A 12,781-nucleotide genomic window follows, 5' to 3' on the forward strand; every position below is an offset into this window, starting at 1 on the left:
ACTTGCTTCACGATGCGAACTATCGGTACGTTGCCGGAGTTGAGACCTCTGGTCGACCACGAGGAGCTACGTCCATGGCAGATGTCGTCCACGAGTCGGTCTTCCGGCTCCAGTTCCCCTTCCAGCGCACGCTGGGCCCCACCATCGGGGCCTTCGCGTCGGCGCTGGCCGACCAGACCCTCATCGGGGTCAGGGTCGGTGACCGGGTCATCGCGCCGCCGCTCGAGTACGACCCCGAGAACGGCGCCGCCGCCGGCTCCGACTTCGTGAAGGTCGGGCCGAAGGGGACCGTCGTCAACTGGACGTGGGTGGACCGGCCCACGCACCTGCACCCCCTCGACCACCCGTTCGCGTTCGCGTTCGTCCAGCTCGACGGGGCCGACACCCCGATGTTCCACGCCGTCGACGTCGGGTCGCCCGACGCCGTGTCGATCGGGATGCGGGTGGAGCCCCGCTGGCGAGCGGAGCGAGAGGGTCGCATCGACGACCTCGAGGCGTTCGTCCCCGCCGCCGACGACAGCCTCAGCGAGGGCGCCGGCGAACCGTGGGCCGTCCCCGACGAGCTGCCCGTCGACCACATGGAGATGGACTGCGACCTCACCTACGTCGACAACACCGCGCCGGCCACGCTGATCTGGATGCGCTCGCTGCTCGACGGCAAGCTCATCGGCCAGCAGTGCCCGATGTGCAACCGGATCTACGTGGGGCCTCGTGGCCTGTGCTGCGTCGACGCCATCGAGCTCGACGAGTCCCACCTGATCGACGTGCCCGACAAGGGCGTCGTCACCAACTTCACGATCATCACCCCGACGCCGTACCCGGGCCAGACCGAGACGGAGCCGTTCGTGCGCTGCTCGATCCTGCTCGACGGCACCGACGCCGTGCTCAGCCAGCAGTCCGTGCTCGGCATCCCCGCCTCCGAGGTCCGGGTCGGCATGCACGTCGAGTGCGTGTGGGCGCCGCCCGAGGAGCGCAACGTCGACGACGTCGGCAACCGGGGGTGGGGTGTCGGCGGTGACTGCATCCGGGGCTGGCAGTCGACTGGCCAGCCCGACGAACCGGCCGAGAACTACGTGGAACGGATGATGTGATGCCCAGGACCGAGAACGACATCGCCATCGTCGGCTACGCCATCTCGCCGTTGCTGGCACGGACCGACCAGACCGAGACCTCGATGATGCTCCCGGTGGTCGCCGGCGCGATCAAGAGCGCCGGCCTCACCAAGGACGACATCGGGTTCACCGTGTCGGGATCCTGCGACTACCTGTCGGGGCAGGCCTTCTCCTTCGTGTCCAACGTCGACGCCTACGGCGCGTGGCCACCCATCAACGAGTCCCACGTGGAGATGGACGGGGCCTGGGCGCTCTACGAGGCCTACGTCCGCCTCCTCCAGGGCGACATCGACACCGCCGTCGCCGCCGGGGTGGGGAAGAACTCCAACTCCGACCCCGAGACGCTCTACACGATCGAGATGGACCCCTACTACCTGACGCCGCTCGGCGCCGACCCCTACTCCCTCGCCGCGCTGCAGGCCCGGGCGCTGCTCGAGTCGGGCAAGGCCACCGAGGCCGACTTCGCCGAGGTGGTGTCGCGCAACCTCGCCGCCGCCGAGACCAACGAGCACGCCCTCGTGTCCGGTCAGCACTCGGTGGAGGAGCTGCTCGCCGAGCCGTACGTGCGAAACCCGCTGCGCCGCCACGACCTCTGGACCACCACGGACGGCTGTGCCGCGGTGGTGCTGGCGAGGGGTCAGCGGGCCTACGAGCTGTGCGAGCGCCCGGCCTGGATCACGGGCATCGACCACCGCATCGAGCCCCACCTGCCCACGCTGCGCCACGACCTCACCCGGTCGGTCTCGACCGAGCAGGCCGCCGCAGGCGCCGGCCTCGCCGCCGGGCCGGTCGAGGTGGCCGAGCTCTCCGCCCCGGTGAGCTACCAGGAGCTGATCCTCACCGAGGCCCTCGGCCTGGGCGACGCCACCGAGGTCAACCCCTCCGGGGGTGCCCTCGGGGCCAACCCGGTGATGGTCACCGGGCTCATCCGCATGATCGAAGCCGCCAAGCAGATCACGGAGAACGGCAAGCACCGCACCCTGGCCCACGCCACGTCCGGTCCCTGCCTCCAACAGAACCTCGTTGCGATCCTGGAGGGTGACGAATGAGCCACCAGCCCGTAGCCGTCGTCGGCATCGGTCAGACCCACCACAAGAAGCGGCGGGGCGACGTCTCCATCGCCGGCCTCGTCCGCGAGGCGGCCGTCCGCGCCCTCGAGGACGCCAACATGGACTGGGGCGACATCGACGCCGTGGTCCTCGGCAAGGCCCCCGACCTCTTCGAGGGCGTCATGAAGCCCGAGATGTTCCTCGCCGACGCCCTCGGCGCCAACGGCAAGCCCATGTTCCGGGTGCACACCGCCGGATCGGTGGGCGGCTCGACGGGCATCGTCGGGGCGCACCTCGTGTCGAGCGGTCGGCACAAGCGCGTCCTGTCGGTGGCTTTCGAGAAGCAGTCCGAGGGCAACGCCCAGTTCGCCCTCGGGGGCGGCAAGGGCGGCTCGATCGGCGCCGGTGGTGCGTTCGCACCGTTCATCCGGGCCTACATCCGCCGCTCGGGCGCACCCGAGGACGTGGGCTGGAAGGTGGCCGTCAAGGACCGCCTGAACGGGGCCAAGAACCCCTACGCCCACCTCAAGCTGGCCGACATCACCATCGAGAAGGTCAAGGAGTCCCCGATGATGTGGGACCCCCTCCACTTCCTGGAGTCGTGCCCCTCCTCCGACGGCGCGTGCGCGGTGGTGTTCACCGACGAAGCCGGGGGCAAGGCAGCGTCGAAGCCGCCCGCGTGGGTGCTGGCCACCGCCATGAAGTCCGAGCCGTCCACGTTCGCGGGCCGGGATCCGGTCAGCCCCAAGGGGGCCCACATGTGCTCGGACGAGATCTACAAGGCGGTCGGCATCACCAACCCGCGAGAGCAGATCGACTGCGCCGAGCTCTATGTGCCCTTCTCGTGGTACGAGCCGATGTGGCTCGAGGCCCACGACATCGCCGCCCCCGGTGAGGGATGGCAGATGACGGCCAACGGCGACACCGAGCTCACGGGATCGTTCCCCGTGAACATGTCGGGCGGGGTGCTCTCGTCGAACCCGATCGGCGCCTCGGGCCTGTTGCGCTTCTCCGAGGCCGCGCTGCAGGTGCGCGGCCAGGCCGGGGAGCACCAGGTGGGGGGCGCCAAGCTGGCGCTCGCCCAGGCGTACGGGGCCAACGCCCAGTTCTACGCCATGTGGGCGGTCGGGAGCTCCCTCGACCCGTTGGGCTAGCTCGGCGGCGCAGTCTGGACCGGGGCCGGTCGCGTGACGCGGCCGGCCCCGCCATCCCCGGAGGTTGGCATGGGCAAGGCACTGGTGCTGGGCGGCGGAGGCGTGGCCGGCGTCGCCTGGGAGACGGGGCTCCTCCTGGGGCTGTCCGAGGCGGGGGTGGACCTGACCGACGCCGACCTGGTCGTGGGCACCTCGGCGGGATCCGTGGTGGCGGCCCAGGTCACCACCGGGCTCGCGCTGGTCGACCTCCAGGCGCGTCAGCTCCGTCCCCTGTCGGAGTCGGCGGAGAAGGCGGTCGACTTCGACACCGAGGCCTTCGTCGTCACGATGATGGAGCTCTTCGCCGACCGGCCCGAGCCCCACGAGCTGCGTCGGCGTCTCGGGGCGCTGGCGCTCGCCGCCGAGACCGTGCCGGAAGCCGAGCGTCGGGCGATCATCGAGGCCCGCCTCCCGGTGCAGGAGTGGCCCGACCGGGCCCTGGTCATCACCGCCGTCGACGCCGCCAACGGCGACTTCGTCCCGTTCGACCGGACGTCGGGCGTCAGCCTCGTCGACGCCGTGGGGGCGAGTTGCGCCGTGCCGGGCGTCTGGCCACCCGTGACCATCGGGGACCGGCGCTACATCGACGGGGGTGTGAGGTCGACGGTGAACGCCGACCTCGCCACCGGCCACGAGCGGGTGGTCGTCGTCGCCCCGATCGCCATGGGACTGGCCGGGAGCATCCACCACGAGATCGAGGCGCTGGAGGCCGAGGGCTCGGACGTGGCCGTCGTCGTGGCCGACGAGGCAAGCGTGGCGGCGTTCGGCACCAACCCGTTGCACCCCGCCACGCGCGAACCGTCGGCTCGGGCCGGCCGGGCCCAGGGCCCGGCGGTGGCCCGAGCCGTCGCCGAGGTGTGGGGGTGAGCGGAGGACCCCCTGCGGGTCGCTTCCATGACGATGCCGAGGTCGTCGAGGCCCGACGTCGTCTCCGCGACGCACTCCAGTCGCTGCACCGCATCACCGGCAGCTCCCGTCTGGACCGTCTCAACGCCGCCCGGTCCGGGGTGTCGATCGGTTTCGCGGCCTTCAGCGTGCTCGGCCGGGTGATCGACTCCGGACCGGTTCGGATGAGCGAGCTGGCCGATGCCGGACGGATGCAGCCGGCCGCGCTCACCCGCCAGGTCCAGGCGCTCGAGGCCGAGGGCTACGTCGTCCGCCGGGCCGATCCGGCCGACGGGAGGGCGAGCGTCATCGCCGTCACCCCGGCGGGGAGGGCCGCCCACCGTCGGGTGGATGCCGCCAACGATGCGCTCATGGCCGAGCAGCTGGCGGACTGGTCACCGGCGCAACTCGGGGACCTCGTGGACCAGCTGGACCGGCTGGTGAGCGACCTCCGCGCCGTGCCGGGGACGCGGACGCAGCGCCCCCGTCGGACCGGCACCGACGGCTGACCGCACCACTGGGGCGATCGGCACCCGGTCGATCAGGCCGTCGGGCTCAGACGTAGTCGTGGCCGCGCAACCACCGCAGGGACACCCACCCCCACAGCGGGGGGAGGTAGGCGGTGAAGAGCCGGGCGGTGAAGGTGGCGGCGGTGGCCTGGTCCTGGGGGATCCCGGCGGCCACGAACCCGGCGATCAGACCGGCCTCGATGACCCCGAGGCCACCGGGCACGGGGAGGATGCCGCCGAGCAGGGACGCGAACGAGTTGATCACCACGAGCTGCATGAGGGGGAGCGACTCGCCGTAGGCCAGCAGCGCGGCGCCGAGGGTCATGGCGAACAGGATCTGTGACGCGGCGTTGCCCCCGAAGAGCTGGAGCGCCTTGCCGGGCTGGTGGCGCACCTCCCGGAGGTTGTCGGTGGCGACCTTGACGTGCGGGCGGAGCATGGTGCCGACGCGGTGGCGCAGCCGGGGGAGCACGAGCACGACGGCGACCAGGAAGGCGACGATGACGACGATCGACATGATGTCGCTGCCCGAGCTCGACCCGGTTCCCCCGGAGAGCACGCCGGTGCGTTGCCAGTCGCCGCGGGACAGCCACAGCCCGGCGGCCACCAACACGACCTGGGTCACCATGGTCGCCACGGTGTTGAGGACGCCGGAGCTGATCGCCACCGCGGCACCCAGGCCGAGGCGTTGGAAGTACCGGATGACGAGGGCGGTGGTGGCGACGGTGCCCCCGACCAGTCCCATGAACTGGTTGGCGAACTGGACGGCGGTGGCCGATCCGAGGGGGATCTGCTGCACCACGGAGCCGAGCATGGCGACGGCCTGCGCGAGCTGCGGGGTCTGGGACACGAGGGCCACCACCAGCACCCACCACGGTTCGGCCCCCGCCAGGATCGACCGCATGCCCCCGGCGTCCGAGAGCTCCCCGGCGACGAGGTACACGCCGAGCAGGCCGCCGACAGCCATGGCCAGGCTGGCCGGTGCCACGCGGCGCAGCTCCTCGAGGGCGGGAGGCTCGACCCCCAACATGTCGGCGGCCTCCTCGCGCAGCCGCTTCATCGCCTTGCGGGCCCCGCCCGTCGAACGGCGGACCCCCGGTGGCAACGCGGCCGCCTCGAGCACGGGGAGGAGCGAGGCGAGCGCGTCGGCCCCGCACACGCGCTGGTACGCGGCCAGCGCCCTGTCCGCCCCGGCCACCGAGGCGGTGGTGACCAGCAGGGCGGCGTCGTCGATGTCGATCCTGGCGCCGCGGCCGGCCGGTGCGGCCGAGCCGAAGCCGACGAGCACGGTCGCGCCGTCCGCGTCGACCACGATGTCGTGGGCGCGAAGGTCACCGTGCACGATGCCTGCCCTGTGCAGGCGCTTCACGTTGCCCCAGAGGTCGTCGAGGACCCCGTCGGTGACGAGCTCCCCGGGGAGCTCGTCGAGCGGCGTGCCCGTGGGGGTGAGGGTGACCCCCAGCGCGTCGTCGTTCGGTCCCGCCGTGCCGATCGCCACGAGACGGGGGACGGCCACGCCGTTGCGCTCCGCCAACAGCATCAACAGGGCACGGCGCTCGACCATGGCCAGGCGGGTGGTCCCGACGGCGGGTCCGCTCTCCTTGTACCAGAGGCGGCGGACGAGGGCCCGGGAGGTGCGGTAGCGGGTCGCGTCGCGGCCGACGACCACCACCGACAGCTCCTCACCGTCGGCCGACGTCGCCCGGAACTGGCGGTGCGTCGGCTCGTCGTCGGGGGCCGCCACGAGTGACGTCACGGGTACGCCGATCTCGGCGAGGGCGATGGTGACGTCGGCGATCCCCGGCCCGCCCTCGGGGGCGCCGAGGGCGAGGTGGACCAGCGCCGCCGCCCCCCAGCCGAGGAGGGTGCTGGCCAGCACGACGGACGTCAGGGCTTCCCCGGACAGCGCCCCGCACGCCACGGCGACCAGGAGGGCGCCGAGGGCGATGAACCTCGTGGGGCGCATCAGGAAGGGGAGGGCTCCGAAGACGACCGCCGCGGCCAGGGCCACGGCGAGGACCGGGAGGGTCGGTTCGCCGCCCTCCCACGTCAGCCCCGCGCCCGTGATCGTGGTCGCGGACGGGAGGTCGACGGCGGTGCCGAGAGCGAACCCGCCGGCCAGCGCCACCGCCACCGATCCGAGGGCGGCCAGGAGGAGACGCCTGCGACGGGTGACCAGGCTGGCCACGACGACGGCGAGGCCCGGGACGATCACGCCGAGCCAGTAGAGGCCGACCAGGAGCCCGTCGGCGAGGTCGCCGATCTCGCTCGCGACGGTGAGGCCGACGTCGTCGAGGGTCGACAGCTCGGGGCTCGTCCGTAGGCAGAGCCAGATCCCGAACCCCGCCAGCACGAGCCGCCCGACGTCGCCCGCCGCCCGTCGGGTCGGGTCGACGGGGACGGTGCCGAACACCGATCCGAGCCAGGCGCGACCGGCGCGCGACACGATGACGTCGTGGTGCTCCGTGGCGGCCATGTCCCTCCCCTCCGGTCACGGGCCGACGGCCCGGACAGTTTCGGCGATCGCGCCGCCCGGACCGAGGATGGACGGGCCGGGGGCCCGACCCCGGTCCGCGGCCTCAGACGGGGGCGGAGGCCCCTTCGGGGTGATCAGCGGCCATGAGCGACACCGCCGAGGCGACGATCCCGGCGGTATCGAGACCGAGGTCGGCCAGGATGGCGTCGGGCTTGGCGTGGGACAGGAACTGCGACGGGACGCCGAGCACCCGGACCCGCGGCTCGGGTCGCCCCACGGTCAGCTCGGCGAGGCGGTCGGTGATGGTCATGCCGATGCCGCCCTGGCGCAGCCCGTCCTCGCAGGTCACGACGTAGGGGTGCCGGCCGGCGTCGTCGAGCATCGCCTGGTCGAGGGGCTTCACGACCCGGGTGTCCCAGAGGGTGACCGAGACGCCGTCGGCCTCGAGGAGGTCGGCGGCGGCCTCGGCGGCGTCGAGCATCTTGCCCACCGAGATGATGCACAGGTCGTCGCCCCGGCGCAGGCGTCGGGCCCTCAGCCCCGAGCCGACCTCACCGGGCCCCACCTGACGGGCCGCGGTCTTGGGCCACCGGATGGCCACCGGGCCGTCGGTGATGGCGATGGCGTCGTGGAGCATCTGGCCGAGCTCCTGGTACGAGGACGGTGCGAACACCGTCATCCCGGGGACCTTGGTGAGCAGCACCATGTCGAGGATGCCGTGGTGCGAAGGGCCGTCGTCGCCGGTGACCCCGGCCCGGTCGAGGCAGAAGATGACCGGTTGGCGGTGCAGCCCGACGTCGAGGTTCACCTGGTCGATGGCCCGGGTCAGGAAGGTCGAGTAGACCGCCACGACGGGTCGCAGCCCGCCCATGGCCATGCCCGCCGCCGACGTGACGGCGTGCTGCTCCGCGATCCCCACGTCGAACACCCGGTCGGGGAACCGCTCGCCGAAGGGCAGCAGGCCGGTGGAGTCGGGCATCGCCGCGGTGATGGCGACGATCTCGGGGTGCGCCTCGGCCTCGGCGATGAGCGCCTCGGTGAAGGCGGCGGTGTAGCTGCCGGTCTTGGGCTGGCCGATGTCGTGCAGGCGCTTGATCGGATCGTTCTCGGCCGGTCCGTACCCCCGACCCTTCTGCGTGAGCACGTGCAGGACCTGCGGGCCGCTCATCTCGCAGGCGTTGCGCAGTGCCTCCTCGAGGGCGGCGATGTCGTGTCCGTCGAACGGCCCGGCGTAGCGGACCCCGAGCGTCTCGAAGAAGGCGTGGGGCTCCCACAGCTCCCGGATCGCCGCCTTGGTGGCCTCCATGCCCCGCTCGGCCAGACCGCCCACCACCGGCATCTCGGCCAACGCCTTCTCGAGCCGGGCCTGGCGTCGCATGTACACCGGGTTGTTGCGGATCTTGACCAGGCTCTCGCCGAGCTTCGAGATCGTCGGGGCGTAGGAGCGCCCGTTGTCGTTGAGGATGATGATGCAGTCACGGCCGGAGTGGCCGAGGTTGTTGAGCCCTTCGAAGGCCATGCCGCCGGTCATCGAGCCGTCGCCGATGACCGCCACGACCCGGCGGCCGCTGCCCTGGCTCGACGCCTCCGCCGTGGCGAGGCCGTAGGCGTAGGAGAGCACGGTGGAGGCGTGGCTGTTCTCGATCCAGTCGTGCTCGGACTCGTCGCGGGACGGGTACCCGGACATCCCCCCGGCCCGCCGCAGGTTCTCGAAGCCCTTGGCCCGGCCGGTGACCATCTTGTGGGGGTAGGTCTGGTGGCCGGTGTCCCAGAGGATGATGTCGCGGGGCGAGTCGAACACCCGGTGCAGCGCGAGGGTGAGTTCGACGACGCCGAGGTTCGACCCGAGGTGACCGCCGTTGGCGGTGACCGCCTCGACGATGAGCGTGCGCATCTCGGCGGCGAGCACCTCGAGTTGCTCGTGGGAGAGCGCTCTGAGGTCGGCGGGCGACGAGATGGTCTCGAGGATCATGGAAGCGTGGGTGTCCTGGGTGGTCGAGCGGCCGTCAGCGGTCGGGCGTCGTCGGCTCCGAGGGGCCGGTGCGACCTGCGGCGGCGAAGTCGACCGTCACGGTATCGGCATCATCTCTACGGTTCACCATCACGGCCTGGACGAACCGGGCGACGCCGTAGCCGGCGGCCAGCACCACCGCGCCCCCCGCGGCGTCGAGCCAGTAGTGGTTGCCCGTGATGACGACCGCCGAGATGGTCGCCACGGGGTAGAGCAGGGCCAGGGCCTTCGCCCACGGGCTGCGCAGGAAGGGGAGCAGGGCCAGCGCGCACCACAGTGCCCATGCGACGTGCAGGCTCGGCATGGCCGCGTACTGGTTGGACACCGATTGCATGGCTTCGGAGTCGAACGACCAGAGCCCGCCGTGGACGGCGAGCGTGTCGACGAAGGCGGGCAGGCCGTCGGCGACGGCGGCGGGGCCGGCACCGTACGGGCAGTCGCACAGCAGGCGGGGCGGCATCAGCGGGAACAGGGCGAAGCTGACGAGCGCCAGACCCGTCGTGGCGAGGATGGTGTTGCGCCACAGCGGATAGGCCTGGGCGTGGCGGCGGGCGAGGAAGACGAGCACGCCGATCGGGACGAGGAAGTGCAGCGTGCCGTAGTAGACGTTCACGACCCAGAGCAGTCCGTCCCAGCTGGTGAACCACGACTGGACGACTGCTTCGTTGAAGATCCCGAGCGCTCGCTGGACGTCGATGACCCGCACCGCGTTGGCGTAGGCCTCCGCAGGGTCCGTCGACGCCGAGCCGAACTGGTTGCGGACGAACGAGTAGAGGGCGTAGAAGCCGAGGATGTAGGCCACCTCCCGCCAGAGGCGGACACGACGCCTCGGCGCCGCTCCTTCGTCCGGCGCGGTGGGGACGGCGGCCGGCCCCGCGCCGGCCCGATGGTCGGAGGGAGTGCTCATCGCGCCGTGGCGGCACCTCGTCCGCCGACGGCGAAGAACGGAACCCCGAGCAGGCTGACGGCCACGTTCACGAGGTAGAGCACCAGGCCGAGCGCCACGGCCTGCTCGGCGGGGACGCCGAGCGGGGTGAGGAAGATGACGAACGCTGCTTCGCGGATGCCCAGCCCGGCGATGCCGATCGGGAGGACCTGGGCGATGAGCACGGCGGGGAAGTAGGCGAGGAGCGGGGTGAGGCCCATGTCGTTGATGCCGAGGGCCTCGGCCACCAGGAGCGCCGCGAGGCAGAGGACGAACTGATAGGCGATGCCGACGACGATCACCCAGGTCGTGGCCCACGGGTGGTGGCGCAGGCCGCCCACGCCGAGGTGGACCGCACCGACGAAACGGCGCCACCCCTGCGCGGTGGTGTAGCGGCCCCCGAAGCTCCGGTGGTCGGCGAGGACGAGGATCGCGACCAGCGCCGCGAGCGTGCCCAGGGCGATGAATGCGGCGAGTGCCGCTGTCCGGCCGAACTCCCAGAGACCGGGGTTGATCGTCAACCCGATGAAGGTGATGAGGGGGAGGACGAGCCACCCGCTGAGCCGTTCGAGCACGACCGAGGCGAAGGTGTCGGGGGCGTCGCCGTTGTCCTTGCTGAGTCGGGAGACCCGCAGGACGTCGCCGCCGACGGTGGTGGGCAGGACGTTGGAGACGAACTGGCCGGCGAAGTAGAGCGGCACCAGGCGGCGGAGAGCGGTGGGCATGTCGAGGGCCTCGAGGACCTTCTGCCAGCGCAGGGCGGACAGGACGATGGCGATCGCGGTGAGCGCGAAGGCCCCGACCATCAGCACGCCGCTGCGGGAGGTCCACTCCGGGACGAGCTCGCCGGGGTCGAAGTCGGGCATCCGCCAGTAGAGGATCCCGAGCATCGCGAGGCTGGCGGCCAGTCGGGCGGCGAGCACGGCCCGGCGACGGGCGGGCGGACGCGACGGGCGGGCGGGGTCGGGAAGGGTGGCGTCGGCCTCGGCGGTGAGGAGCTCGGCCACGGTGCGCTCGGAGAGGTCGACGAGCTCGGCGCCCGGGTCGCGCTCGGGCTCGCCACGGCGCGGCTGGTCCGAGGGTCGGTCCTCGATCGGGCGCGACGCAGCGGACATGGCATTTCAGTGTACGAACTCGGCCGGCGCCGCGCCCTTCGAGTCGCCGGGACCGGCCGGTCGCCGCGGTCCGTACGGACCGGGCCGCCGGTACCCTCACCGGTCGTGACGGCGTACCCACGCTGCGACGGACGGAGGATCCCATGACCAGAGGTCGGCGACGGACGGCGGTGGCGGCGGTGGCCGCCGCGCTGGTGATGACCGCAGCCGCATGCGGGTCGGTCACGTCCGACGCCGAGGCGCGCCAGGTCTCCGGTGCGGTCGTGCGCGAGGCGGCCGAGCGCACCGGGCAGGTCACGTCCGGCCGCACCGTCGTCACGACCTCGTTCGAAGGTTTCGACGGCGTCCTCGCGCCGCAGGACGGTGCCGAGGTCACGGTGGACGGCTCGTTCGACGTCGCCGCCGATCGCGCCACCGTCTCGGTCGACCTCACCGAGGTGGCCGGGGTGCTCGGGGGCGGCGTCGGTCGTCTGGGTGCGGCCCTGCTCCCAGGGCTCTTCGACGAGCCCTCGGTCGCCGTGGTCGACGGCACCGAGCTCTACCTCCGCTCGCCGGTGTTGGAGCTGGTCGACAGCCCGACACCATGGGTGTCGACCACCCTCGACGGTGCGGTGGGCAATCCTGCCGGCGGCTTCGCCGACCCGCTCCGGCTGGACCGCCTCGACCAGGCCCGGGGCTTCATCGCCTACCTGGAGGGGGTCGGTGACGAGGTGACGGCGGCGGGGGGCGAGCAGATCGACGGTGTCGAGGCCACCCGCTACGAGGGGACGATCGATCTCGAGCGCCTCGTCGCCGAGCTGCCCGCCGACGAGCAGGCCCGAGCGACGGAGGGTCTGGACGCGATCACCGTGCGCCAGGTCCCGTTCGTGGTCTGGATCGACGGAGCAGGGCTCGTGCGCAGGGTGCAGTTCGCCCTCGAGGGTGTCACGCTCGGTGACGGGTCGGGCGGGCCGGGGCAGGGGACGGTCGTCGTCCGCGCCGATCTCCTCGCACCCGACCAGCCCGTGGTCATCGCGGTGCCGCCCGCCGAGCAGGTGACACCGGTCGAGTCGCTCGACGGGCCCGGGTCGGCGGTGTCGCCCCTCCTGCCCGACCTCGGCAACTGAGCCCGGCGGCCGCCGGGCGCCTCAGCGCGTCTTCGCGACGAAGTGCTCGGCGTCGACGATCACCCGGGTCACCCGTCCCGCGGCGACGAGCCCCCGTTCGTCGCTGACCGAGACCGTGAACGCCACGCGTCGGCCGACGACCTTCTCGACGGTGGCGTCAGCGGTGACCCGGTGGCCGACCGCCGAAGGGGCGACGTGATCGATCTGCACCTTCATGCTCACCGTCGTCTCGCCGGTGCCCAGCTCGCCCGCCACGGCGAGCATCGCCGCCTCCTCGCAGAGGGCGATCAGCCGGGGGGTGGCGAGCACCGCGACCTCACCGGAGCGCAGCGCGATCGCGGTGTCGGCATCGGTGACGAGCAGTCCGATGCTGGCTGACTGGCCGACTTCCACGGGCATC

The 12,781-nt window shown here is 72.2% G+C and carries 11 protein-coding genes; 6 read left to right on the forward strand and 5 right to left on the reverse strand.

From position 1 onward, the window contains the following. Positions 1–74: 74 nt before the first annotated feature. From MUE36_06290 to MUE36_06310, 5 genes are all read left to right on the forward strand, one after another. Positions 75–1,091, forward strand: a complete 1,017-nt coding sequence (locus tag MUE36_06290) for an OB-fold domain-containing protein (protein MCU0310533.1) — start codon at positions 75–77, stop codon at positions 1,089–1,091. Continuing rightward, positions 1,091–2,161 (forward strand): lipid-transfer protein, encoded by a 1,071-nt coding sequence (locus MUE36_06295; protein MCU0310534.1) that lies wholly within the window; start codon positions 1,091–1,093, stop codon positions 2,159–2,161. The genes MUE36_06290 and MUE36_06295 overlap by 1 nt, the downstream gene beginning before the upstream one ends. Then, complete coding sequence (locus MUE36_06300) at positions 2,158–3,315, forward strand: thiolase domain-containing protein (GenBank protein ID MCU0310535.1); 1,158 nt, start codon at positions 2,158–2,160, stop codon at positions 3,313–3,315. The genes MUE36_06295 and MUE36_06300 overlap by 4 nt, the downstream gene beginning before the upstream one ends. Positions 3,316–3,384: 69 nt before the next feature. After that, positions 3,385–4,221, forward strand: coding sequence for a patatin-like phospholipase family protein (locus MUE36_06305; GenBank protein MCU0310536.1), 837 nt, complete (start codon positions 3,385–3,387; stop codon positions 4,219–4,221). Beyond that, entirely contained in the window at positions 4,218–4,748 is a 531-nt protein-coding gene (locus MUE36_06310; protein ID MCU0310537.1) for a MarR family transcriptional regulator, read from the forward strand. The genes MUE36_06305 and MUE36_06310 overlap by 4 nt, the downstream gene beginning before the upstream one ends. Positions 4,749–4,794: 46 nt before the next feature. On the opposite strand, the gene MUE36_06315 is transcribed toward MUE36_06310, so the two are convergent. The 4 genes from MUE36_06315 to MUE36_06330 all read right to left on the reverse strand — a co-directional run bounded on the left by MUE36_06315 (position 4,795) and on the right by MUE36_06330 (position 11,275). After that, positions 4,795–7,224 (reverse strand): flippase-like domain-containing protein, encoded by a 2,430-nt coding sequence (locus tag MUE36_06315; protein MCU0310538.1) that lies wholly within the window; start codon positions 7,222–7,224, stop codon positions 4,795–4,797. Between the two features lie 103 nt (positions 7,225–7,327). Then, on the reverse strand, positions 7,328–9,196 hold the full coding sequence (gene dxs / locus MUE36_06320) for a 1-deoxy-D-xylulose-5-phosphate synthase (GenBank protein ID MCU0310539.1): 1,869 nt from the start codon (positions 9,194–9,196) through the stop codon (positions 7,328–7,330). 34 nt (positions 9,197–9,230) lie between these two features. Then, entirely contained in the window at positions 9,231–10,142 is a 912-nt protein-coding gene (locus MUE36_06325; GenBank protein MCU0310540.1) for a phosphatase PAP2 family protein, read from the reverse strand. Then, entirely contained in the window at positions 10,139–11,275 is a 1,137-nt protein-coding gene (locus MUE36_06330) for a flippase-like domain-containing protein (protein ID MCU0310541.1), read from the reverse strand. Before MUE36_06330 ends, MUE36_06325 begins: the two co-directional genes overlap by 4 nt. Before the next feature lie 143 nt (positions 11,276–11,418). Here MUE36_06330 and MUE36_06335 point away from each other — a divergent pair, with 143 nt between their 5' ends. Further along, positions 11,419–12,381, forward strand: coding sequence for a hypothetical protein (locus tag MUE36_06335; GenBank protein MCU0310542.1), 963 nt, complete (start codon positions 11,419–11,421; stop codon positions 12,379–12,381). Between the two features lie 21 nt (positions 12,382–12,402). Here MUE36_06335 and MUE36_06340 read toward each other — a convergent pair whose 3' ends face one another. Further along, complete coding sequence (locus MUE36_06340) at positions 12,403–12,780, reverse strand: thioesterase (GenBank protein ID MCU0310543.1); 378 nt, start codon at positions 12,778–12,780, stop codon at positions 12,403–12,405. Position 12,781: the final 1 nt, after the last annotated feature.

This window comes from Acidimicrobiales bacterium, from assembly GCA_025455885.1.
Lineage (GTDB): Bacteria > Actinomycetota > Acidimicrobiia > Acidimicrobiales > Acidimicrobilacustridaceae > Rhabdothermincola_A.

Excerpts from the sequence above, each read along its gene's own strand:
- MUE36_06295 (MCU0310534.1), top strand. The coding sequence starts at position 1,091 with ATGCCCAGGACCGAGAACGACATCGCCATCGTCGGCTACGCCATCTCG.
- MUE36_06335 (MCU0310542.1), top strand. The coding sequence starts at position 11,419 with ATGACCAGAGGTCGGCGACGGACGGCGGTGGCGGCGGTGGCCGCCGCG.
- MUE36_06325 (MCU0310540.1), bottom strand. The coding sequence starts at position 10,142 with ATGAGCACTCCCTCCGACCATCGGGCCGGCGCGGGGCCGGCCGCCGTC.
- dxs (MCU0310539.1), bottom strand. The coding sequence starts at position 9,196 with ATGATCCTCGAGACCATCTCGTCGCCCGCCGACCTCAGAGCGCTCTCC.
- MUE36_06315 (MCU0310538.1), bottom strand. The coding sequence starts at position 7,224 with ATGGCCGCCACGGAGCACCACGACGTCATCGTGTCGCGCGCCGGTCGC.
- MUE36_06340 (MCU0310543.1), bottom strand. The coding sequence starts at position 12,780 with ATGCCCGTGGAAGTCGGCCAGTCAGCCAGCATCGGACTGCTCGTCACC.
- MUE36_06330 (MCU0310541.1), bottom strand. The coding sequence starts at position 11,275 with ATGTCCGCTGCGTCGCGCCCGATCGAGGACCGACCCTCGGACCAGCCG.
- MUE36_06305 (MCU0310536.1), top strand. The coding sequence starts at position 3,385 with ATGGGCAAGGCACTGGTGCTGGGCGGCGGAGGCGTGGCCGGCGTCGCC.
- MUE36_06290 (MCU0310533.1), top strand. The coding sequence starts at position 75 with ATGGCAGATGTCGTCCACGAGTCGGTCTTCCGGCTCCAGTTCCCCTTC.
- MUE36_06300 (MCU0310535.1), top strand. The coding sequence starts at position 2,158 with ATGAGCCACCAGCCCGTAGCCGTCGTCGGCATCGGTCAGACCCACCAC.